The organism is Paracoccus sp. SSK6, assembly GCF_039770665.1.
GTDB lineage: Bacteria > Pseudomonadota > Alphaproteobacteria > Rhodobacterales > Rhodobacteraceae > Paracoccus.
The window spans coordinates 19431-38619 of the sequence record NZ_JBDPNJ010000025.1; the positions used below are offsets into that span (position 1 = coordinate 19431).

Here is a 19189-nt window from a genome sequence, read left to right on the forward strand (position 1 = left end):
GGAATTTCCGGCGCCACTGAGTTCTTCATCACGAGATCACCACAGGAAATGACATGAGGACGTTCTGGATTGGGGCGGTTGCCGTTCTGGTCGCGGGTGGCGCCTGGTGGCTGTCGGATCGCCCCGACAGCCAGCCTTTGGCGGAAAACGGCCAAGCGCTTGCCGTCGTGACGATACCGGCCACCTTGTCGACCGAGGCCCGGGCCGGCCAGCAGGCGTTTGTGGAAAACTGCGCTTCCTGCCACGGCACCAACGCCGAAGGAAAGGCAGGGCTCGCGCCGCCGCTCATCCACAAGATCTACGAGCCTGGCCACCACAGCGACATGGCGTTTGTAATGGCTGCGCGCAGCGGCGTGCGCGCGCATCATTGGACCTTTGGAAACATGGCGCCGGTGCCGGATGTTACCGATGCGGAGCTGGGGTCAGAACAAGAGCTGCTCGAAATCGTACGCTAAGACCGAACGGAGCGGGAACGTCATGCAGCGCGGAGGATTCTTCCAGGAAGTCGCAATGGCCTGAAGCCTTCGGGCATCTGCTGCTCGGTGTCCCAGGAATAGATGCCGGTGAGATTTATGTGCTCCCAGCTGAGTGGCGAGACATGCTTGAGCAATATGTCGGGGATAGTTCGACCACTTTGACGCAGATGGGCTACGGCACGGCTGAGATAAACGGTATTCCAGTGGACGATGGCGCTGACGACAAGGTTGAGGCCCGAGGCACGGAATGCCTGACTTTCGAACGATCGGTCGCGGATTTCGCCGCGCTCATGGAAGAAAACGGCCCGCTTGAGCTTGTGGGCGGATTCTCCTTTGTTAAGACCGGCTTGACATCGCCGGCGAAGTGCCGGGTTGGAATACCATTCGATCATAAACAGGGATCGCTCGATGCGCCCGAGCTCACGCAGGGCTTTCGCCAACTGGCTCGGTTTCGAGGATGCCGCCAGCTTTTTGAGGATCATTGAGGGCGCAACAGAGCGTGTCGTGATTGATGCCGCCAGATGGAGAAGGTCATCCCAGTGTTCCAGAATGAGGGCGGTATTGATCGGCGCGCCGATATGGTTGGCCAGTGCTGGATATGAGTCGGCCTTTTCGAAAGTATGGAACTTCCGGTCCTTGAGATTGCGCAGCCGAGGCGCAAAACGCTTTCCGATCAGAGTGAAGAGGGCAAATACATGATCGCTCGCACCTCCGGTATCGGTAAAGTGCTCCTCGATCTCCAGGATGGTGTCGTGGTCGAACAGGCCGTCGAGAACATAGGCTGCCTCGCTCTCGGTCGGGCTGATCGGCAGAATGCTGAAATAGCCGTACTGATCGGAAAGGTGGCTGTAAAATTTCGAGCCTGGCTCGCTGCCATAATGCAGGTTGATATCACCGCGTTTGGCGGCACGATCACTGGCCCGGAAGAACTGACCATCAGATGATGCGGTCGTCCCTGTTCCCCAGAGCTGGGCGTGGGGATGACGCGCATGGGCGTCGGTCACACATGCCTGCGCTGCGCGATAGGTTTCCGTGCGGGCATGGAACATGCGCATCCATCCGATCTGATGGGCGCTGATCCCCTTGGAGGCTCCGGCCATACGTTTCGGGCCAAGATTGGTGGCGTCCGCGAGCGTGCCGGCGAGCATGGCCGGAATGTTTTGCGGTGAATCGCCCGTTCGAACATGGGTGAACTGGTCGGCAAAGCCGGTCCACTCATGCACGTCTCTTAAGAGATCCGGCACTTCGACAAGCGGATACATTTCGCTGAGTTCGATATTTAGTTCATCGGCTGCAGCGGGCACTTCGCTCGCCAGCGGTGTTACAATCAGGGTTCCGGCATCGAGACGGACGCCTTCAAGTTTGCCGTTGCGGGCGCGATGGGCGAGACGTTTCAGATTGAAGTCCAGCAATTGTTGCATTTCGGTGAGCCAAGCCACCCCGTCGCGCTGCACACCGAGCCCAAGCTGGTCAGTTTCCTTCAGCTTGGTAAAAGTAGGGCGGGGCATGAAATTTTCATTTATCGGCCGGAACGCCCTGCTGCCTTCGACCCAGATGTCGGCCGAACGAAGCCGCTCGCGCAACGCTGCCAGTGTTGCAATCTCATAGAGACGGCGATCGGCCTTTGCCTGCCCGAAGATCAGTTTACGCTCCGCCGCGCCGAGATGAGCGATCGGGACACGTTCGGGAAGCACGCGCCTTCCTTCCGCGTAAAGGGATCTGAGTGTTTCGATCGCTGCCAGCAAAGGATCATACCGACGACTTGAATGGAATGTGAAGGTCAGGAGGAACCGGCCTGCATAATTGCGAACATTGGCATATTGCTCAGCTGCAATAAGCAAGGGTGAGGCGTCATTGTCTTCCACCATCGCCGCAAGCGTCGGCTTTGCCTGCACCAAGCGATGCCAGCCGACGTGGCGGTCGAGCGTTTCAATTGCATCTTCATCATTGTCATTGGCGCACTGAAGAGCCGATATCGTGTCGAGAAACAGCCGTAGTGCCTTAGCCGTCTCCATCCGGGTGTTCACATGGCGCTGCTTCTTGCGGTTATTCGCCTGCGAAAACAGCCTGCCGATCAGCTTGATGAACATGGTGACTGCGGCGTCGGTGAGCTTTTGCCCAAGCTTGATGATCTGCGCGATGATCGTCGCGCGCCGCCGACTGGCGTTGAAGTCGGCGGCAAGCCATGCCGGTGTCACATCGCCCTCCCGGACCATCTGCTCCCAGCGACCGGAGTGGATGCGGGCTTGTAGTCGGGGATCGATATCGAGCGCGCGGATGAAAGCGATCCTGTCGGTCAGCGTGACCAGGTTGGTTGCTCCCGGAGCATCTGGCGCAGATCGCAGCCAATGGAATCGCGTCTGTCGTATCTCGGGATCAACCGTCAAAAGATCATCGAGGGATTGGAGCTTTTCGGCTGAAAGGCCCGATATCAGGGCAGCCTCGGCGCGACGGCGGGCTATTACGCGGCCGGCAAAGCCGATCCGCTCTATTGTGTCAGGTGCGGGAAGTAACACCTTCCGCTCCCGCAGCGTGGTGACAATAGCTTGGGCAATAGAATGGCCCTTGTCCGTTGCGGTCGCCGTTTCGACGGCGGATAGTAAGGCGGCGCGCCGGTCCTGTGCTGTTGCTGTTCGTTTTCCAAAATAGGAAAGCAAATGCGCGATATGCTCGCGGCGAGTTTCCTCCCGCCTGGCATAGGAACGGAAACTCTCCGGATCAGCATCCAATTGTTCGGCTATATAATTGAGCATCGCCCTCGGCGGAATTTCGTGCACCATGAGAGCCCGGCCCGGATGCCGCATCATGCAAAGCTGGACAGCAAAGCCGAGCTGGTTATGTTTTCGCCTGCGGACTTCGATCTCCAGCCGGTCCGATGGAGATAGAGTGTAGTGACGGATCAGACTATCCTCATCGGTCGGTACGCCGAACAGCTCCTGTTGATCCTGAATTTTGAGAAACTTCCGCCGCGCCATTTTTTACTCCATACAAACTTGCGTCGATGGTTCCGGGCATGTCCGGAAACGGTCGTTTGCGTACAAGCCTAAATCACCCTGTCCACAAATTATCTTGACTTATTTGTGGACAGGCATCACCTTTCGGACAACCTATTCGGACGAAATTGAACCTTATGCCACGCACCTTTGCCTATGTCCGTGTCTCCACGACCGGACAGACCACCGAAAACCAGATTCAGGAAATCGAAGCGGCCGGCTTCCACGTCGAGCCACGCCGTATAGTCACCGAGACCATCTCGGGCAGCGTCGCCATTGCGCAGCGCCGGGGTTTCTCGCGACTGATGGATAAACTCGAAGCCGGGGACGTGCTCATCGTCACCAAGCTCGATCGGCTCGGCCGAGATGCGATCGATGTCAGTACGACGGTCAGGAAACTGGAGGAGCTGGGCGTGCGGGTCCATTGTCTGGCCCTCGGCGGCGTCGATCTGGCGAGTTCCGCCGGGAAGATGACGATGAGCGTCATCAATGCCGTCGCTCAGTTCGAGCGTGATCTGCTGATCGAACGCACGCAGTCGGGCCTCAAACGAGCCAAGTCGGAAGGCAAGACCCTCGGCCGTCCCGCTCGGCTCAATGAGAAGCAGAAATTGGATGTTCTCTCGGATTTGGCGGGCGGGATGAGCGTTTCCGCACTCGCCAGAAAATTTGACACCAGCCGCCAGACCATCATGCGTGTCAGGATCGAGGGCGACCGCTCCGTTTAAGCCGTGACTTGAGTAGGCACCCGTTTCCCTTTCGCCTCACCCCGCGCAGCAGGACAGTTTTTTCACATCCCTGTCGAAGGTCTGAGCCGCAAGCTTCAAACCTTCGACAGTCGTCAGATATGGAAAGATCGTCTCCGAGAGATCATCGATCGTCAGGCCGCAGCGGATGGCCAAGGCTGCCGTCTGAATGCTGTCAGCACCCTCTGGTGCAAGGATGTGAGCGCCAAGGAGTTTCCGGGTTGACCCGTCGGCGACCAGCTTGATCAGGCCGCGCGTGTCGCGCGCCGCCAGCGCCCGCGGCACATTGTCGAGGGAAAGGACGGAGGTGCGAACCGAATGTCCGGCAGCCCGCGCCTGCGCTTCGGTCATGCCGACGCTCGCCACCTGCGGATCGGTAAAGACCACGGCGGGCATTGCGGTGTTGTCGTAACTCAGGCTGTTGCCGTTCAATGCGTTCTTGGCGGCGAGCTTTGCGCCATAGGCGGCCATGTAGACGAACTGATCTTTTCCGGTTACATCGCCGGCGGCATAGACGCCCGCCTTCGAGGTGCGCATGCGATCATCAACGATGATGGCCCCGGCCGGTGTCAGGTCTATACCGGTTTCAGCAAGCCCAAGGGCTTCAGTGTTCGAGCGGCGTCCCGTCGCCACAAGAATCCGCTCGGCAGTCAAGATTTCCGGACGTCCGTCCCGCGCGATGGCGAGGGCAACACCACCATCATCGGTCTTGCGGGCGGACTCGTAGGTAATGCCGCTGACGATTTTAATCCCCTCATCGGCCAGATAGGTGGCAAGCGCAGCGCCGATTTCGGGTTCAGCCTCCGGCAGAAGCCGGCTGCGGAACACGAGTGTCACTTCGACACCGGCCCGTGCGAAAGTCTGGGCAAGCTCCACGCCGATGTAGCCGCCGCCAAGCACTATCATCGAGCGTGGCAGCTCGGTCAGGGCGAGCGCTGTCGTGCTGTCGAGCGGCGATACGTCAGCGATCCCCGGAATCCCCGGCAACGCCGGACGCGCACCGGTGGTGATGATAATTCGCTCGGAGCCGATGTGCTGGCCCGCGACCTGGACACCGCCGTCAACGAGGCGGGCCGGACCTTCGTGGTAGACCACATTGTTGTACTCCGGCAGCAGATCAGCGTATTTCGCCTGTCGCAGACCGGCAACCAAAGCGTCTTTCTGGGCGATCTGAGCGGCCCAATCAACCACGCGCGCGCCGCTTTCGATCCCATCAAACCGGGCAGCCGCATCGTTGGCGTGACGTACAGCCTCCGTGGCCCGGATCAGGGCTTTCGAGGGCACGCAGCCGATGTTGACGCATGTACCGCCGATCGTGCCATGCCCGACAAGAGCCACTTGGGCGCCTAGTTCGGCGGCCGTGATCGCGGCGGAGAAACCGGCCGAGCCAGCTCCGACGACCACAAGATCATAACGGCCGTTGCCTTTGTTGGAAGTTGGAACGTCGCAAGCTTCACACATTCAATTCACCTTTGTTGTCTTGTTATTCATCGAGCAGCAATTGGCATCCGCTGATGAGGCGGAACGCCGACGCCGGTAAAGATAAAGTGCGGACGCCCCAATCGCGGCGAGAGCGATCGGGATCAGCACATAGCCGGCCGCTGCGAACCATGCGGAAAAGCCAAAAGAGCCAGCGGCGACCAAAAGAAATGGCGCGGCGCAACAGATGACGGCGAGAAACCCGACTCCGCCAAGGCCGATGAACTTTCCATCTGTCATGCTGAACCTCCTTACTGCGAAACGCCGGACGGATAGCCAGCATTGGTGGTTGCGGTGATCAGCGCGGCGACATTCGTCTGGCTGTCGTCAAAGCGCACCTTCGCGATCGCCGCGCCGGTCGCCTCCGATACATCAACATCGAGCACGCCTGGAACGTTGCTGAGCGCCCGCTTCACAATCGGGCCGCAGAGTTCGCAGGTGGCATTGGCAACATTCAAGGTTACGGTCTGCTCGGCGGCAAAAGCGTGACCACCCGTCAGCAGGGACGCAGTAAGGGCAATGAGGGGCAGGATTTTCATGAGATTCTCCTTGGGATTAAGCATCGAGGACAAGGCGGGCGGCGTAGGGAAAGCCCACGGCGATAATGATCAAGACAGTTGCGACCCAAAGGCCGATCTTGGCGTTCCGATGGGATGATGGACGCGCGCAGTAGGAACCCTCGGCGCATTCAGCCGCCTTCGGCCTGCGATAGACGAGATAGAAACCGTAGCCGAGGCAGGCGAGCGCGATCGTGATAAACACAGGCTGGTAGGGTTCGAACGCGGTCAAATTGCCGATCCACGCGCCGCTGATGCCAGCGAAGAACAAGGCAAAGGGCAGCACGCAACAGGTTGCTGCGCCCAGTGCCGCAACGATGCCGCCGACCGACAGCAATGCTGCCCGATCAAAACCCTTTTCGGCTGGCTCTGTGACTGTATTTGCCAGCGTCCGTGTTTCATCCTGCATCATCGTTCACATGCTCCCGCAATTGATCTATCGTGACCCTAGTGCCTGTAGCGACTACAGGGTCAAGCGAGAAATTTTCACGGATTTGTGCGAGCTATGTGATGACACAGAATGATGAATTTTCGATCGGCGTGCTGTCCGAGCGCAGCGGCGTCAACATAGAGACGATCCGCTATTACGAGAAAATCGGCGTCATGCCGAAGCCCGCCCGCAGCGCAGCGGGTTATCGTATCTACACAACTGAACACGCAAGGCGGCTGCATTTCGTGCGGCGCGGCCGTGAACTCGGCTTCAGCCTGGACGAGTTGCGCGGCCTGCTTCGCCTGGTCGATGGGCATACCTACACCTGCCGGGAGGTCCATGCGCTCACCATCGAACATTTGAAAGATATCCGTCAGAAAATCGCCGATCTGCGGCGTCTGGAGCGGGCCATGTCGAATATGGCGGCGCAATGCACCGGCGATCAGGTTCCAGAATGTCCGGTCATAGATGCCCTTTTTGAAATGCGGTCAATCAAGCGTTCCCGCTCCGTTCAAGCTTAGCGTACGATTTCGAGCAGCTCTTGTTCTGACCCCAGGAAGCCTGCTGCAAGCCGAAGAACCCGACGCCCAAGGGCCGAACGGGACAAGCCCATGCGACCTGAAAGGACATCGAGAGCTGTTAGCTCCTCCGAGGTCAGGCGGATCGTGACGCGTGCAGAGTCCAAGGCGGGGTTGCCGGGTCGGCCGTGCTTCTCGATGGCACGGTAAACGGTGGGCCTTGAAACCCTCAAACGGCGTGCAATCGACGTAACACTCTCGCCGCTCTGAAAGGCGACAAAAATCTCGCGACTTTCAGCCAAAGAAAGCCGTCGCCCAGTTGGTTTTGGTGAGTGTAACGCTGCCAACCTACATTTCCTGCTACAGTTCCACCCAAGGTAGAACTTTTGAGCGCTGCTGACAAGCAAAACGGCGTGCGAAAAAGGTCTGCCTTGGGTGTCCGCTACGGTGAGCGAAGCGAAGTTTGGCGGTGCCTTGGCGACGACAAACCGAACGCTCGTCCAGGGCGTGAGCCGTTGGTCGATTTGGCCCCTCAAATCGACCTCGCCACCGCCTCGGAATAGATCAGGGGGTGCAGTATGCGATTTTCTTTTTGCGCAGAGGCTCGGAGAGGGCCGCCTACAGGGTGCAAGGCATCATCAGGCTACATGAGTAGCGAAACGACCCTAACCCGCTCCACAGCGCCGCTAAGAGCCATTTTGCGGAAGTGCAGAATTCACCTTACCAGTCTTGCTGAAACTTGCTCGCTCTAGCCCCAGACAATACCGGCGACATGCTCTCCTACTGTTAGTTCAGATGCCGCTTGTCAACTTGCTACTTGTCCTGTTGCCACTTGTCATGTCGCCGTTTATCCGCTTGCCGCTTGTCAAACTGCTTCTTGTAATTTCGCTGCCTGTCTTGTTGGCACTTGTCTTGTTGCTACTTGGCTTGTTGCCGCTTGCCCTATTGCCGCTCGTCCTGTTGCCGATTGTCCTGTTGCCGATTGTCCTGTGGCCGATTGACCTGTTGCCGATTGTCCTGTGGCCGACTGTCCTGTTGCCGATTGTCCTGTGGCCGACTGTCCTGTTGCCGATTGTCCTATGGCCGATTGTCCTGTTGCCGATTGGCACCTTGTCGCTTGCCACATTGCCGCTTGTCATATTGCCACTTGTCATGTTGCCACCTGTTATGTGGCCACTTGTCATATTGCCTCTTGTCGATTTGCCACTTGTTAAATCGCTACCTGCCTAATTGCCTCTTGTCGCATTGCTGCTTGTCCAATTGCCGCTTGCCAGCTAGTCTATTGTCCGGTTGCCGTTAGTTCGGTTGCCGCTTGTCGGCGTATCTTGACCGTCGTACGCTCCTCAGCGTATGCACGGTACTAACAAAATTGCACATATGGGTGGACAATGCTGACGATCTCTCTTGTGGGTCAGAAGGGTGGGGGCGGGAAAAGCACTTGCTGCTGGATACTTGCGCAGGCGGTGTTGGCCCGGCCCGGCAACCTCAAGGTTCTGCTGATCGAAACCGACTCCCAAGGCTCGACCATAGGATTTGTGTCGGCCGCTCTAACAAATTACCCTGACATGGCTGAACGCTTGTTCTGTGAGCGCGCGACGACTGCCGACGAAGTTTATGATTTGATCGAACAGGCCGAGGAAAACGGCATAGATTACGTCATTGTGGACACCGAGGGCCGCCACTCCGATCTGGCCCGAGGCGTCATGGTCATATCTGACAAGATCATCATACCCGTAAAGCCCGTGACCCATGAATATCGCAGCCAACTGGCGACTGCCGCAGTCTATGAGACTGTCCGCGATTCATTCGTGTCCCAGGGCGAGACACCGCCACCCTGCGGTATGCTGCTGAATAACATCAAACCATCACAGAAGCTGACGGTTGAGCAGGCTCAAGCCTTGGGTGAAATCAGCCAGCATCCAATGATCTTGCCGTTCTTCATGCCGAACCGAAGCAACTTTGAAACGCTTGGCGAGGGTCGCATCCTTGTCAAAGAGCTAGAGGCATTAACGAACAAAATGCAGGGGTTTAAGCGCAAACAGACTGAATCGGACCTGACCGAAGCTGAAAATATCCTTATAGCGATTGAGGGAATGTCGTGATGGCCGACCTTGGCAAGCACCTGTCTAAGAACCAAGATCGCTTCAAAAAAAGGGAAGCATTGAAGGCCGCTCAATCCTTGCCCATGCCTGATCCCATGATCGGCTATGGGCAAGCGGCAACGTCTCGGAAGGGCACTGTCGCTGCTGATCCTACAGCCATGTCACCAGCTACAGAGCGTTTGCAGGCGGAACCGCAGACGCAGACAGTTGCAGAGGACAAGCCAGTGAAGGACCCGACCCAGGATGCCGCCTCTACGGAGACAGCCTCGGTCAAGGCCGACACGAGGACTGCGCCTGAAGATCAAGCCCCTGATCGGGAGGTAAAGGCTAAACGGCGAGTGCCGCAAGCCAAGGATGTCGTCATGACCATTAAGAACACCTACAGATTTACCGAAGCCGACTACAAGCGGGCGGAAACGATTGCGAAGAACCTGGGCGTCACCCCAGAGATCATTCTCTTGAAGGTAGTCCAGTCGGTCGTTCTGGAAGATGCGGATTTCACGGAAGCGGGTGAGAAGCCCCGCTCGGGGCCGATCGTCCGTCGCGAACTCAAATTCCCGAAGAAGCAGGCCACAGCATGGATCGCGGCACATGATCCTCTCGGCGTCATTTCCCGGCAGGGCGATGTGCTGCGTCAGGTCGCATACAATGCCCTGGACCGGACCGCCGAAAAGCTGCTTCCGCAGCTTGAAGCAATAAAGCGTAATGCTGGCTGATCCAGCGTGATCGCATCCCGCAACTGATGCCGGATGGAAGGAATTGAAATGAAAAGCTTTGTAGTTTCAGCATTTTCCCTCGCGGTTCTGGCCCTTCCTGTGGGTGCGGCGGAATGGCAATCGGCCGAAGATAAGGGCATCTTCCTGCACACGATCCAAGAGGGCACGGCCCGTCTTGAACTGGTGTGCGATCCCGAGGGCGCTTGGCTGCCGCCCGAGTATCATGTGGTTGTGACCCCGGCACCTGGGCAGTTTCTGGAAGGCACCTCCATCGAGGTCCGCACGGGAACGGAGACACAGACCTTACCCTTGTCGGGAGGCTCCATCGTCAGCCGTGATCCGGAAGTCTGGAACAAGGTTGTCGCCACCCTTTCCAAGCCGGGGCCGATTACCTTCAGCGCGGGCGGGCAGGATGTGTCCTTCACCATCGAGGATGAACTGAAGGCGGACTGCACCATATGATCGGCCGAAAGCTCCGCGTCGGTCCTGGCGCGGCCATTGGGGTTGTCCTGCTCGGGGCAATCCTCGCGGGCATGGCTGATGAACTGACAAGGGAAGCGGAAAAGCTTCTTGGCGATCTGTTCCGGCCGCAAGGCGAGATCCTGTCAGGGCCGGTGCGCGTGATCGACGCTGACACGCTGGACGTGGACGGCACGCGGGTTCGCCTGTTCGGCATCGACGCCGTGGAAAAGAACCAGATGTGCCAAGACAGGGCAGGGGAAGATTGGCCCTGCGGTCGTCAGGCGACCGAGAAACTGGCTGCCGCTCTCGATGGACAGAACGTGCGATGCCTCGTGCAAGACACGGACCGCTATGGCCGGGCGGTTTCCGTCTGCGAAGCTGGCGGCAAGGACATTAATTATTGGGTCGTCCGCAACGGATGGGCCGTGGCCTACACCCGTTATAGCCGTGACTATGAACAGGCCGAAGCCAAAGCGCGTGCCGAGGGAAACGGCATCTTCGCCGGATCGTTCATCCCGCCACAAGAGTGGCGGCGCCAGCGATAAGGACAAGGGGCGGGCACTTGCCCGCCCCGATGCTGTCAGGCGTCGGGCAGGACAGGGCCGGGGTAGGGGTTCGCGGGTCCGTAGCGAACACCGTCCTGCTCTAAGCAGCCTGTGAAGCCGGAAAGCCAGGCGCGGTGCAATGCGCTGCGCGCAGCGAGGCGGCGCAGCCAACGCGGCATGTCGCGCCCGGAATACCCCGCAAGAGAGACGCGCTGATAAAGGTTCATGGGGTGGTCCGTGCAAAGGGATAGGACAGGGGCAGGCGCATCGCCTGCTCCTGTCATTTTCAGTTACGCCCTGGGCTTATGGTAGACGCAATAGCCGGTCGGAACATTGGTGCCGGAACTGGCGAAGCTGCCCACGGGAAGATCGTTCCAGCGGCCTATGGTGGTGCCGTGGTCATAGTGGGCCGTTGCGGGCAAGATGCAGACCAGGACGCCGCCCGGCCGAAGGAACTTCACCGCGTGATCGAGGTGCAGCTTGTAGTGTCGGCCATAGAAGGGCGGGTTCATCACGACCGCATCAAAGCGCGGATCGGGCGCGACCTGCAGGAAATTGGCGGTCATGACGGAATGGCCCTTGGCGCGGGCCTGTTCGGCGCGGCCTGCGTCATACTCGATGCCGGTCACGGTGACAGGGGCGCGGCCACGCCGTTCCTCGCGGTTCCCGTTCCACGCTGCCAGCTCGTCCATGATCCGGCCATCACCGCAGGACGGCTCCAGGATCTGTTCGCCGCCTGACAGGTGCAGGGCGCTGACAATCTCCTGCGCCACGCGGCGGGGCGTGGGATAGAATTGCAGATCGCGGGCAACCTCCGTGCTTGGCCGCTTGGCCTCGGCCTCGGTCGGCGCGTCGGGCAGAACCTCGCCATAGAACTCGGCCAGGGCGCGGTTAATGTCGCGCCGTCCATCCTCGTTGAAGATCAGATGCACGTTGCCGTTCTTGAAGGCGCGGATGAAGCCTGCGCAGCAATCGGCCTCGCCGTGCCGCTCGGCCTCCTTCATCATGTCGGCAAATTCGCGGTATTCATAGCGCGGCTGGCCGCGATAAACGCGCAGGGCGTTCAAGGTGTCCTTCAGCCGCTCCTGGCCCCAACCGTTCCAGCCGGTCGCGCTGCCGATGATGATGCGCTTGGGCAGGCCCTCGACGCCGATCTTGACCTTGGAATGGCTCTTATAGGCGGGGTCCAGGTCGCAAAAGCACTCGGCCAGTCCCTTGAGGACGTGAAACCGGGGGTCCAGCAGGTAATCCCCGAACACTTCCGCAAGATTGGGCAGGGTGAAGGGCAGGGGGTTGGTCAGCTTGAGGTCAAGCTGCTTGCGGTCCTTGGCACTGGCAATGCGCTCGATCTGCAAGCCTTCATAGACATGTTTCCAGGCTGACCGCAGCAAGGCAAGGCGCACATCGCGTTCGTAAAGGCTCGGGCTTCGGGAAAAAATCTGACCGCCATAGGCTCCGCCGATGCTGACGGCAACATTGACCGCTGCCTCGGCCCGGTTGAACTCGGCAATCGCCTCGGGAATGGCCGCGGCCTTGGCGTCATACTCGGCCACGATCTCGGACAGGCTGCGGCGCATGGCAGGCGCGGCATGCTCCTGCGTCTCTCCAATCTTCGGAAACTTGGTGCTGTGATACGTCATGTCGTCGTCACCCTTGGCCCAGGAAACGCTCGAAGGCGGTCCGGCCGTTATCCGTTACTTCCCAAACCTCATGGCCGTGGCGGCGCGCAAAGCGCCATGCCAGGGCCTCGGTGTCATGGGCGCGGGGGAGGGCGCCGGGATGCGCCCTTGTCTCGATGATCCGCCATGTCATGCGGTCGCCTCCTGCCGGGCGGCGAAGGCATCGAGCATGAGATAAAGCGTCTCCAGGGTGGGCGCGTCGCCATAGATCACGTCGCGGCCAACCAGTGTCGGGTCGGTCTCGCACTTGGCGCGGACACGCCTGTCATGATCGAGATAGGCGTTGACGGTGAAGCGGCTTTCGCCCGCGCCGCTGTCATAGAAATAGACGTGCCACTTGAGAAGCTGGTCGGGGTTGTCGTCGGCTTCGGCCATCAACTCCTGCGCGGCGAGGGCCTGAACCTCGACGGATCGGGCGCAATCTCGGATGAAGCCGTTGCTTTTCGGACCCTTGAAGTCGGCGCTGTCACGGATGCCGAACACGTTGCCGGGGCAACGCTCGGCCACAAGGCGGGCCAGGATCTGTGCGCTGCGGGCGCTGCCGGTGGCGGCGACATAGGGCGCCGGGTGCATGTCGATCTGGACCACGGAAAAATAGGTCATCGCCGCCTCCTTACTGGCTCAAGGCGGCATAGGTGCCGCGATCTTCGTAGCGGATGATGGGTTCGCCGGTCTGCGACAGGCCGCCCCAGCAGGGGCCGACAAAGCCCGCGATCTTCGGCTGGCCCTGCAACTCGGGGCGCAGGCGGGTGCGGGTCTCGGTCCCGGTGATTTCCGTGCCCATGTCCTCGACCCATGCGGCAAGGTCATCGGTCAGCACGCGGCTCATGCCGCAGTCATCGGTCATGGTGACAATCTCGAACAAAGCCATTTCGGCCTCCTTGTGGTGCTGCCCTTTGCCGGTCTGGTGCCGGATCATCGGGCGGGGTTTCTGGTGAGGACCGCGAAGCGGCCCTCTCCTGAAACCCTGCCTCCCGGCGAGGGCAGGAGGGGGACCCAGGCAAGGTTGGACGTCAGGGGCGAAGGGGAGGGGGATCACCAGGCCTGCACGGAGCGCGAAGCGCGGAGGAAGGCCGGGGAAACCCCTTCGCCCCGTCAAGCGGACGGCCTTGCCTGGGGGAACCGGCGGTTCCCATGACACGGACACGCGCCCTTCGCGCGTGGCCCCACAAAGGCAGGGGCGTTCGGCTTGACCGAATCCCCCGGCCAGACGCGGTCCCGCGCCTTTGCCTCGATCCCCGCGCCCGTCGCGGGGATCTCCCATCATCTTTCCCGGTCGAAGCTATCCAGCCTGCCGCCCCTCTCCTGGCGGCGGGCCTTGCAGGCCGGCGAGCTGGACGCGCCCATTGCATACGACTTTTGTCGTGCTAGGCTCTCTGGGTGCAAAGGAGGGTGTGACATGTTCCATTCGCCCGAGCAGCCCGACATCCGCTGGTCGAGACCCAAGACCGAGACGGAAATGTCAGACGATGAGGTCAGGCAAGTGTTCGACGCGTTGATTGCAAAGCTCAACGAAGAAGAGCGATCAGCGTCAGGTAAGCGGTAAGTCAGTTCGATATGAAAGTCCCTCCTCGCCGACCGGCGGGGGTTTGGACCGCATCACGCAACCGCCCGCCCGGTTGCCCACAGGCTGTTTGCTCGATCCCTGTGGTCTCGCTTACAGCCTGCTTCGGCCTCCCGCCTCCACTCCCAAGGTCGTTCTGGCGCGAGGCTGGACAATCGGGCTACCCCCGCAAGCGATCGCCACCCCCAGGGCCGAGACTGGGCCGCTGAACCGACTATTGCGGCCCCGCAAAGGCTGGCTCGGGACGAGACAGACGGCGCGGGAAAAGCCGCAAAGGAGGGGCAGGGGTCCAGGCTCGGGGCGCAGGCCGGTGCAGCCAGCCGGAGCCTGGAGCGCGGTCCCGGCCAAAGGACGGGATGCGGCATATGAGCCAAAGGGACGGAAAAGATTTTCCATCTCTTTCGCTTATTTCTGCACTGCCGTAAGGCAGATTACGAAACCACCCCGTCAATCACTAGTTGAACTGTTATGAACGCCACCTTTAAGCCCGGCCAACATCTGCTTTCGACCGTCATCAGCACGGCAAGCCGTCTGGCTGCAGCAACGGGTGAACTGCCGCACCTGGAGACAGTGGCTGAGGAACTTGGGGTCGAAAAGGAGTTGCTCAAGCAAGTCATCTTCGATCGCGAACATCTGCTCGTGGCGATGGCCGATGTGGCCCTGCAACAGTTGCTGCACACCATCACCCGGGAGATCGCGCAGCGTTCATCACCTGTCGATCAGCTTGAGGCGATTTCCATCGCCTATGTCGACTGGGCGCGTCTCTACCCGCAGGAGTTCCGGCTTATCGGGGAAATGCCTGCTCATGTTTTTGAAAACCATCCTCGTCTTCTGCGATATGAGCAATCGGTCCATGACCTTGTCATGAAGATCCTGCAGCGTGCCCGAAAGGAAGGCTATCTCGATCCGGACGAAGACCTGGTGATGCTGCGGGCCATGAGCCACACCTACATGTATGGCGTCATTACGAAGATGCTGCTTGGCGATCTCAGCCGCTGGACGCCTGGCTCGACCGACCAGGATGCCGCACGAATGGCTGTGCAGGTGTTCAACAGAAAAATGTTCAAGCCTGCGGCTTCGTCCTCTGATGCAAGAGCGGCAGGGTCACATTCTCACCTTAGACTGGTGTGACCGGCGCTTTGCCTCGGGACGAGAGGTCCAGGCGACAGCCCTAGATCCGACAAACCGGGGCAATGCGCCCATTAAACCGGGTCAGGATCAGACCTTCGGATCGAAGCTGCTGCCCTGCTCCTAGCCGCATTGCGCATCATAGTCTGCCAGCAACTTGTCCATGCCCAGCATGTCGCACAAGAACCTGACCGCTTCTGGGTCATTGTCCTCTGCCTGAAAGGCCGTGGCGTAGAAATTATCAGACAAGGCTTTGAGGGCACTGGCGCGCTCGGGCGTGAGGTTTTCCTCGGTCGATGCGTATTCAATGTCGGCGGCGGCGTCACGGGCAGCCGTGACGATTGCCGCAACGATGGTTGGCAGATTTCCGGTCATTGCCTGCTCGTGTTCTGTGAGGTTTATGGCGGCCGACCAGACAGCGGAAACGGAAGGAATGGAAGATGGCAGATGATGTTATTCGCAAGGTGGTTGGCTATCTCCGCCAGATCGAGACGCTGGCCAAGAAGGGCGATCTTGACGGTGTTCTGCTCGAAGCGCGTCTTGCCCTTCGTCTATGCAATGCTCCGTCCAGCAGCGACACCACCTCTGACGCAAGGGCGTGAGCTGCTATCCTTCGCGGACGAACACCCCGGCTGAGGTCAGCGCCTGGATGAACTCGGCCCTCGCCTGTTGGGGCGTCACGCGGCCTCCGGCAAAAGCGATGCAGGAACCGGCCGCCTGCTGGTAGGCAGGATCGGCCGGGTCGCAATGTTCCATCAGCGCCCGGCCCATGCCGTTGGCATCATTGACGATGCGAAACCGGTTGTCGGTCTCCTGGTAGGCTACGGGCCGTATCGTGCGCAGCCCGCTTGCATGGTCTGCCATGGCCTCAATCCTCGGACAGCTTGCGCTCGACCTTCTTGCGGCTGTTGCCTTCGGACTTCACGGCGTCCCGCACCTCGTCCTTGGACACGTCCATCTTCTCGGCCTCATAGCGGACTTCGTGATCCTGTCCGGCTGCGACCTGACGGCGATCCTGGGCGCGGCCCCTGTTTGTCTGTTCCTTGGTCATCGTTGCCTCCATACCTGTGAAGGATCAACGCGGTAGCCTGTGCGATGTTTCCGCGACAGAAGGTCAGGCGCGGCGGCGCAGGATCACCAGATAGATGAACATGCCCCAGGCAAAGAGGTCAAACACTCGCTGGATATAGACCAGCACGAGGTGCAGGCCCGCGCCGATGAGAGGCACCGCCGTCAGCGCCTCGCCATGATAGTAAAGCGACATGGCGAAGGCGAAATTGAACAGCAGCAGCAGGACAGCCGCCGCCTTCAGCCCGCCGAGCTCAGTGGCGGGCGTGCCGTGCGCGTAGCGCAGGGCATCGACCGGCTGAAGCACCAGGAAGCTGATGCGGCCTGTCAGGGTATCGGGTGGCATGGCCGGAACCTCATTCTGACTTGCTGACAATCATGCCAGTGTATAGGCTAATTTGAAAATACTGTGCATACGAGTTGGAACGCACATGGGCAAGTTATCCATCCGCGATGAAGGCGTGAACGATCTGGCGGAAACGCTGGCGGAGATGCTGGGCGTCAACAAGACGGAAGCGGTGCGGCAGGCGATCCAGAACGAGATCGAGCGCATCCGGTCCATGCCGACCATCGAGGACCAGATTGCCGCCTTGCAGGATCGGGTGAAGAACTACGGCTTCAGGTCAACACACATCGTTCCGCCGAAGGGCAAACGCTGATGTTCGTTGATAGCTCTGCCTTCCTTGCCATTCTGGGCAACAGGTCTGACGCGGCTTTGCTGGTGGAAAAGATCAAGGGCAGCCGCAAGCAATGCAAGACCTCGGCCAGCGTGCGCCTCGATGTTGTCATGGCTTTGGCCGACAGCCGCACGGACACGCGCGGCGCCTCGGCCGAGGCGGTTGAACAGGCCACGGAGATTTTCGACAACCTGCTGCAAATCCTGAAGGTCTATGAAATCGCGATCAGCCCACGCATTGCGGCTGATGGGTGCAGGCTTGCGGCGCGGTTCGGCCAGCAGGCGGATCACCCGGCGAAACTGACGGTGCAAACCTGCCTGGCGCTTGCGGCCGCGGAGTCGCTGCGCCTGCCGGTCCTGCACAGCAACCCGGCCATCGACAGGATCACGGAACAGGATTGGGCGACATGGCGGGCCGGGGAATGACGGGCGCGCCAAAGTCGCGCGGCAGTCTCACGATCAGATGGTCTCGCCGCGCCATGCCTAGCGAGGAACATTCTCCCTGACCGTGTGTTGAACTCCACTCCCTCCTGTTGGATGACTCCCCCCGCCCTTTATGGGCGGGGGTTCCTTTTTTCCATCCTGCATCGGGCGACGGCGCAGCCGTCTCCGTCTTGCCGCGTTCGCGGCTCCCGCGCGGATAGCGCAGGGCCAGGTGGCGCAGGGCCGTCAAGTCGGCCCTGCACCACCTGGTCAACCGGATCGGCAAAGGAAAAGCCCCCGCAGATGCGGGGGCTCGAGTGTCAGATGGCACCGATCAGTCGTTCTCCGCCTCGCGGGTCGATCTCATAAATCAGAACCTCGATCCCCAGGCGGGCGGCGCGGCGTCGGCCGCGGCGTTCCGCCTCGGCCAAGGTCGCGCAGATGATGGGCAGATCGTCGGGGTCGTCGCGGATCTCAAAGGTGGTCAAAGCGCAACTCCGGGCTTGAGTTTTCCGGCCTTGTCCAGCCAGCCGGCTGGCTCGGCACAATCCATGCAGATGCAGATTCCAGATCCTGCGACCACGACCGGCGCGAAATAGACCCAAGGGTTGACCCTGCCGCATTTGCGGCAGGACAATTCCGGCAGCGGGTGGGGCCCTCTCACGCGGCGGCCCTTTCTTCTTCCTCGACGGGCTTTCCCTTCATCAGCCATTCGGCCGCCTTCTGCGCCTCACTGGCGGCTTTGAAAATCAGCCGCTTGTCGTCCTTCAACGCGCGCAACCAGCTTTGGACATAAGCGCCGGACTGGTCGAAATCCGGAGTCAGGCCAAGCCGGGCGCAAGTCATGCAGTTGCCAATCTCGGCAATCAGTTCCTCGAAGGCGTAAGCCTTGCGGTCGGTGAAGCGGGAAAAACGGTCAAGGCGGCTCTTGTGGCCGGTCCAGTGGGTCGCCTCGTGGGCAAGCGTGGCATAGTAGCCTGCGGCGCTGTGGAACGTCGCAATCGGCGGCATGTGGACGTAATCCTCGGCGGGGTTGTAGTAGGCTTGCGGCTCGTCGCTGGTGCGAATGTCCGCGCCGGTGGCTGCGAAAAATGCGTCAAGGGTGGGGTCGGTTTCGGTGCCAAGGTCGCGGGCAGGCTCGGCGGGAGTGCCATAGTATTCGGCGGGCAGGCCGTCGATCTGCTCGGCGTTGAAGACGCGGTAGGCTTTCAGGTAGGGCAAGCGGCGTTCCTCGCCCGTCTCCCCGTCCTCGCGCTCAAAGGTGCCGTATTTGACAACGGTTGACGATTTCTCGCCCTTGCGGACCTGTCCGCCTGCCTCTTGGGCTTGCTTGTAGGTGAACCAGCGGGCGGCGCGGTAGCCCTTGGCGTCTGCGGCAAGCCACAACATCAGGACGTTGATACCGGAATAGGGTTCGCCGTTGCTCCGCAGCGGGAAGGGGGCGCCGCCCTTGTCGCCGGTCCACGGCTTGCGCCAAGCCGGGGTGCCTGCCTCGATGCTGGCAATGATGCTGTCGGTGACATGGGCGTAGAGGTCGAACTTGTCAGCCATTTGTGGCTCTCCTTTAGCGACGGGGCGGCCGGGTCTTTTGCCCGTTCCGCCGATGGGCGAGCCTTCCTGATCTGCTGTC

29 protein-coding genes are annotated in these 19189 nt (G+C 60.3%); 13 read left to right on the top strand and 16 right to left on the bottom strand.

Going from position 1 to position 19189, the window contains the following annotated elements; all coding sequences use genetic code 11:
- Positions 1-53: 53 nt before the first annotated feature.
- On the top strand, positions 54-455 hold the full coding sequence (locus tag AAIL68_RS13785; RefSeq protein ID WP_347140354.1) for a c-type cytochrome: 402 nt from the start codon (positions 54-56) through the stop codon (positions 453-455).
- 20 nt (positions 456-475) lie between these two features.
- Here AAIL68_RS13785 and AAIL68_RS13790 read toward each other — a convergent pair whose 3' ends face one another.
- Complete coding sequence (locus AAIL68_RS13790) at positions 476-3451, bottom strand: Tn3 family transposase (RefSeq protein WP_003501082.1); 2976 nt, start codon at positions 3449-3451, stop codon at positions 476-478.
- Positions 3452-3606: 155 nt separating this feature from the next.
- Between AAIL68_RS13790 and AAIL68_RS13795 the strand changes: the two genes are divergently transcribed.
- Positions 3607-4194 carry a recombinase family protein gene (locus AAIL68_RS13795; RefSeq protein WP_003501080.1) on the top strand — a complete coding sequence of 196 codons (588 nt, stop codon included), beginning with the start codon at positions 3607-3609 and terminating at the stop codon, positions 4192-4194.
- Between the two features lie 36 nt (positions 4195-4230).
- Here the strand turns inward: AAIL68_RS13795 and merA are convergent, their stop codons facing one another.
- From merA to AAIL68_RS13815, 4 genes are read right to left on the bottom strand one after another with little or no spacing between them, the layout of a single operon-like run.
- Positions 4231-5673 (bottom strand): mercury(II) reductase, encoded by a 1443-nt coding sequence (merA, locus tag AAIL68_RS13800; RefSeq protein WP_003501078.1) that lies wholly within the window; start codon positions 5671-5673, stop codon positions 4231-4233.
- Positions 5674-5931 carry a hypothetical protein gene (locus tag AAIL68_RS13805; protein ID WP_003501076.1) on the bottom strand — a complete coding sequence of 86 codons (258 nt, stop codon included), beginning with the start codon at positions 5929-5931 and terminating at the stop codon, positions 5674-5676. It lies immediately after the preceding gene.
- Between the two features lie 11 nt (positions 5932-5942).
- The gene (locus AAIL68_RS13810; protein WP_010661778.1) at positions 5943-6230 is read right to left on the bottom strand and encodes a cation transporter; all 288 of its coding nucleotides are present in this window, start codon (positions 6228-6230) and stop codon (positions 5943-5945) included.
- A 16-nt stretch (positions 6231-6246) separates the two neighbouring features.
- Positions 6247-6660, bottom strand: a complete 414-nt coding sequence (locus AAIL68_RS13815; RefSeq protein WP_003501072.1) for a mercuric transporter MerT family protein — start codon at positions 6658-6660, stop codon at positions 6247-6249.
- A 98-nt stretch (positions 6661-6758) separates the two neighbouring features.
- Here AAIL68_RS13815 and AAIL68_RS13820 point away from each other — a divergent pair, with 98 nt between their 5' ends.
- The 6 genes from AAIL68_RS13820 to AAIL68_RS13845 all read left to right on the top strand — a co-directional run bounded on the left by AAIL68_RS13820 (position 6759) and on the right by AAIL68_RS13845 (position 11021).
- Positions 6759-7199, top strand: a complete 441-nt coding sequence (locus AAIL68_RS13820; RefSeq protein WP_023517540.1) for a helix-turn-helix domain-containing protein — start codon at positions 6759-6761, stop codon at positions 7197-7199.
- An 834-nt stretch (positions 7200-8033) separates the two neighbouring features.
- A complete protein-coding gene (locus AAIL68_RS13825) occupies positions 8034-8426 on the top strand; it encodes a hypothetical protein (RefSeq protein WP_347140356.1) in 393 nt (130 codons plus the stop codon).
- Positions 8427-8584: 158 nt separating this feature from the next.
- The gene (locus AAIL68_RS13830; protein WP_347140357.1) at positions 8585-9298 is read left to right on the top strand and encodes a ParA family protein; all 714 of its coding nucleotides are present in this window, start codon (positions 8585-8587) and stop codon (positions 9296-9298) included.
- Positions 9298-10014, top strand: a complete 717-nt coding sequence (locus AAIL68_RS13835) for a hypothetical protein (protein WP_347140358.1) — start codon at positions 9298-9300, stop codon at positions 10012-10014. Before AAIL68_RS13830 ends, AAIL68_RS13835 begins: the two co-directional genes overlap by 1 nt.
- A gap of 48 nt (positions 10015-10062) precedes the next feature.
- Positions 10063-10476, top strand: a complete 414-nt coding sequence (locus AAIL68_RS13840; RefSeq protein WP_347140359.1) for a hypothetical protein — start codon at positions 10063-10065, stop codon at positions 10474-10476.
- 71 nt (positions 10477-10547) lie between these two features.
- Positions 10548-11021: a thermonuclease family protein gene (locus AAIL68_RS13845; protein WP_347140360.1), complete on the top strand. Its 474-nt coding sequence runs from the start codon at positions 10548-10550 to the stop codon at positions 11019-11021.
- A gap of 35 nt (positions 11022-11056) precedes the next feature.
- Here the strand turns inward: AAIL68_RS13845 and AAIL68_RS13850 are convergent, their stop codons facing one another.
- The 5 genes from AAIL68_RS13850 to AAIL68_RS13870 all read right to left on the bottom strand — a co-directional run bounded on the left by AAIL68_RS13850 (position 11057) and on the right by AAIL68_RS13870 (position 13571).
- Complete coding sequence (locus tag AAIL68_RS13850) at positions 11057-11248, bottom strand: hypothetical protein (RefSeq protein ID WP_347140362.1); 192 nt, start codon at positions 11246-11248, stop codon at positions 11057-11059.
- A gap of 63 nt (positions 11249-11311) precedes the next feature.
- The gene (locus tag AAIL68_RS13855; RefSeq protein ID WP_347140363.1) at positions 11312-12661 is read right to left on the bottom strand and encodes a DUF4942 domain-containing protein; all 1350 of its coding nucleotides are present in this window, start codon (positions 12659-12661) and stop codon (positions 11312-11314) included.
- A 7-nt stretch (positions 12662-12668) separates the two neighbouring features.
- Positions 12669-12833, bottom strand: a complete 165-nt coding sequence (locus AAIL68_RS13860; RefSeq protein ID WP_154765919.1) for a hypothetical protein — start codon at positions 12831-12833, stop codon at positions 12669-12671.
- Positions 12830-13303, bottom strand: coding sequence for a hypothetical protein (locus AAIL68_RS13865; RefSeq protein WP_347140364.1), 474 nt, complete (start codon positions 13301-13303; stop codon positions 12830-12832). The genes AAIL68_RS13860 and AAIL68_RS13865 overlap by 4 nt, the downstream gene beginning before the upstream one ends.
- Positions 13304-13313: 10 nt before the next feature.
- Positions 13314-13571: a hypothetical protein gene (locus AAIL68_RS13870; protein WP_347140365.1), complete on the bottom strand. Its 258-nt coding sequence runs from the start codon at positions 13569-13571 to the stop codon at positions 13314-13316.
- 528 nt (positions 13572-14099) lie between these two features.
- Here AAIL68_RS13870 and AAIL68_RS13875 point away from each other — a divergent pair.
- Positions 14100-14246: a hypothetical protein gene (locus tag AAIL68_RS13875; protein ID WP_347140366.1), complete on the top strand. Its 147-nt coding sequence runs from the start codon at positions 14100-14102 to the stop codon at positions 14244-14246.
- 486 nt (positions 14247-14732) lie between these two features.
- On the top strand, positions 14733-15395 hold the full coding sequence (locus AAIL68_RS13880; protein ID WP_347140367.1) for a WHG domain-containing protein: 663 nt from the start codon (positions 14733-14735) through the stop codon (positions 15393-15395).
- 120 nt (positions 15396-15515) lie between these two features.
- On the opposite strand, the gene AAIL68_RS13885 is transcribed toward AAIL68_RS13880, so the two are convergent.
- Complete coding sequence (locus AAIL68_RS13885; protein ID WP_347140368.1) at positions 15516-15767, bottom strand: hypothetical protein; 252 nt, start codon at positions 15765-15767, stop codon at positions 15516-15518.
- Positions 15768-15832: 65 nt separating this feature from the next.
- Between AAIL68_RS13885 and AAIL68_RS13890 the strand changes: the two genes are divergently transcribed.
- Complete coding sequence (locus AAIL68_RS13890; protein WP_347140369.1) at positions 15833-15994, top strand: hypothetical protein; 162 nt, start codon at positions 15833-15835, stop codon at positions 15992-15994.
- A 4-nt stretch (positions 15995-15998) separates the two neighbouring features.
- Here the strand turns inward: AAIL68_RS13890 and AAIL68_RS13895 are convergent, their stop codons facing one another.
- The 3 genes from AAIL68_RS13895 to AAIL68_RS13905 all read right to left on the bottom strand — a co-directional run bounded on the left by AAIL68_RS13895 (position 15999) and on the right by AAIL68_RS13905 (position 16806).
- The gene (locus AAIL68_RS13895; RefSeq protein WP_347140370.1) at positions 15999-16256 is read right to left on the bottom strand and encodes a DUF982 domain-containing protein; all 258 of its coding nucleotides are present in this window, start codon (positions 16254-16256) and stop codon (positions 15999-16001) included.
- Positions 16257-16260: 4 nt separating this feature from the next.
- The gene (locus AAIL68_RS13900) at positions 16261-16443 is read right to left on the bottom strand and encodes a DUF3606 domain-containing protein (RefSeq protein WP_347140371.1); all 183 of its coding nucleotides are present in this window, start codon (positions 16441-16443) and stop codon (positions 16261-16263) included.
- 63 nt (positions 16444-16506) lie between these two features.
- On the bottom strand, positions 16507-16806 hold the full coding sequence (locus AAIL68_RS13905; protein WP_347140372.1) for a hypothetical protein: 300 nt from the start codon (positions 16804-16806) through the stop codon (positions 16507-16509).
- 85 nt (positions 16807-16891) lie between these two features.
- On the opposite strand from AAIL68_RS13905, the gene AAIL68_RS13910 reads away from it, so the two are divergent.
- A complete protein-coding gene (locus AAIL68_RS13910; RefSeq protein WP_347140373.1) occupies positions 16892-17119 on the top strand; it encodes a type II toxin-antitoxin system VapB family antitoxin in 228 nt (75 codons plus the stop codon).
- A complete protein-coding gene (locus AAIL68_RS13915; RefSeq protein WP_347140374.1) occupies positions 17119-17562 on the top strand; it encodes a hypothetical protein in 444 nt (147 codons plus the stop codon). The genes AAIL68_RS13910 and AAIL68_RS13915 overlap by 1 nt, the downstream gene beginning before the upstream one ends.
- A 317-nt stretch (positions 17563-17879) precedes the next feature.
- On the opposite strand, the gene AAIL68_RS13920 is transcribed toward AAIL68_RS13915, so the two are convergent.
- Together AAIL68_RS13920 and AAIL68_RS13925 are read right to left on the bottom strand one after the other, a co-directional pair.
- The gene (locus AAIL68_RS13920) at positions 17880-18047 is read right to left on the bottom strand and encodes a hypothetical protein (protein WP_347140375.1); all 168 of its coding nucleotides are present in this window, start codon (positions 18045-18047) and stop codon (positions 17880-17882) included.
- Positions 18048-18219: 172 nt separating this feature from the next.
- Positions 18220-19110 carry a zincin-like metallopeptidase domain-containing protein gene (locus AAIL68_RS13925; RefSeq protein WP_347140376.1) on the bottom strand — a complete coding sequence of 297 codons (891 nt, stop codon included), beginning with the start codon at positions 19108-19110 and terminating at the stop codon, positions 18220-18222.
- Positions 19111-19189 lie beyond the last annotated feature (79 nt).

Bases quoted from the DNA above. Each gene is read 5' to 3' on its own strand.
- AAIL68_RS13785 (WP_347140354.1), top strand. From the start codon at position 54: ATGAGGACGTTCTGGATTGGGGCGGTTGCCGTTCTGGTCGCGGGTGGC.
- AAIL68_RS13790 (WP_003501082.1), bottom strand. From the start codon at position 3,451: ATGGCGCGGCGGAAGTTTCTCAAAATTCAGGATCAACAGGAGCTGTTC.
- AAIL68_RS13795 (WP_003501080.1), top strand. From the start codon at position 3,607: ATGCCACGCACCTTTGCCTATGTCCGTGTCTCCACGACCGGACAGACC.
- merA (WP_003501078.1), bottom strand. From the start codon at position 5,673: ATGTGTGAAGCTTGCGACGTTCCAACTTCCAACAAAGGCAACGGCCGT.
- AAIL68_RS13805 (WP_003501076.1), bottom strand. From the start codon at position 5,931: ATGACAGATGGAAAGTTCATCGGCCTTGGCGGAGTCGGGTTTCTCGCC.
- AAIL68_RS13810 (WP_010661778.1), bottom strand. From the start codon at position 6,230: ATGAAAATCCTGCCCCTCATTGCCCTTACTGCGTCCCTGCTGACGGGT.
- AAIL68_RS13815 (WP_003501072.1), bottom strand. From the start codon at position 6,660: ATGATGCAGGATGAAACACGGACGCTGGCAAATACAGTCACAGAGCCA.
- AAIL68_RS13820 (WP_023517540.1), top strand. From the start codon at position 6,759: ATGACACAGAATGATGAATTTTCGATCGGCGTGCTGTCCGAGCGCAGC.
- AAIL68_RS13825 (WP_347140356.1), top strand. From the start codon at position 8,034: ATGTCGCCGTTTATCCGCTTGCCGCTTGTCAAACTGCTTCTTGTAATT.
- AAIL68_RS13830 (WP_347140357.1), top strand. From the start codon at position 8,585: ATGCTGACGATCTCTCTTGTGGGTCAGAAGGGTGGGGGCGGGAAAAGC.
- AAIL68_RS13835 (WP_347140358.1), top strand. From the start codon at position 9,298: ATGGCCGACCTTGGCAAGCACCTGTCTAAGAACCAAGATCGCTTCAAA.
- AAIL68_RS13840 (WP_347140359.1), top strand. From the start codon at position 10,063: ATGAAAAGCTTTGTAGTTTCAGCATTTTCCCTCGCGGTTCTGGCCCTT.
- AAIL68_RS13845 (WP_347140360.1), top strand. From the start codon at position 10,548: ATGGCTGATGAACTGACAAGGGAAGCGGAAAAGCTTCTTGGCGATCTG.
- AAIL68_RS13850 (WP_347140362.1), bottom strand. From the start codon at position 11,248: ATGAACCTTTATCAGCGCGTCTCTCTTGCGGGGTATTCCGGGCGCGAC.
- AAIL68_RS13855 (WP_347140363.1), bottom strand. From the start codon at position 12,661: ATGACGTATCACAGCACCAAGTTTCCGAAGATTGGAGAGACGCAGGAG.
- AAIL68_RS13860 (WP_154765919.1), bottom strand. From the start codon at position 12,833: ATGACATGGCGGATCATCGAGACAAGGGCGCATCCCGGCGCCCTCCCC.
- AAIL68_RS13865 (WP_347140364.1), bottom strand. From the start codon at position 13,303: ATGACCTATTTTTCCGTGGTCCAGATCGACATGCACCCGGCGCCCTAT.
- AAIL68_RS13870 (WP_347140365.1), bottom strand. From the start codon at position 13,571: ATGGCTTTGTTCGAGATTGTCACCATGACCGATGACTGCGGCATGAGC.
- AAIL68_RS13875 (WP_347140366.1), top strand. From the start codon at position 14,100: ATGTTCCATTCGCCCGAGCAGCCCGACATCCGCTGGTCGAGACCCAAG.
- AAIL68_RS13880 (WP_347140367.1), top strand. From the start codon at position 14,733: ATGAACGCCACCTTTAAGCCCGGCCAACATCTGCTTTCGACCGTCATC.
- AAIL68_RS13885 (WP_347140368.1), bottom strand. From the start codon at position 15,767: ATGACCGGAAATCTGCCAACCATCGTTGCGGCAATCGTCACGGCTGCC.
- AAIL68_RS13890 (WP_347140369.1), top strand. From the start codon at position 15,833: ATGGCAGATGATGTTATTCGCAAGGTGGTTGGCTATCTCCGCCAGATC.
- AAIL68_RS13895 (WP_347140370.1), bottom strand. From the start codon at position 16,256: ATGGCAGACCATGCAAGCGGGCTGCGCACGATACGGCCCGTAGCCTAC.
- AAIL68_RS13900 (WP_347140371.1), bottom strand. From the start codon at position 16,443: ATGACCAAGGAACAGACAAACAGGGGCCGCGCCCAGGATCGCCGTCAG.
- AAIL68_RS13905 (WP_347140372.1), bottom strand. From the start codon at position 16,806: ATGCCACCCGATACCCTGACAGGCCGCATCAGCTTCCTGGTGCTTCAG.
- AAIL68_RS13910 (WP_347140373.1), top strand. From the start codon at position 16,892: ATGGGCAAGTTATCCATCCGCGATGAAGGCGTGAACGATCTGGCGGAA.
- AAIL68_RS13915 (WP_347140374.1), top strand. From the start codon at position 17,119: ATGTTCGTTGATAGCTCTGCCTTCCTTGCCATTCTGGGCAACAGGTCT.
- AAIL68_RS13925 (WP_347140376.1), bottom strand. From the start codon at position 19,110: ATGGCTGACAAGTTCGACCTCTACGCCCATGTCACCGACAGCATCATT.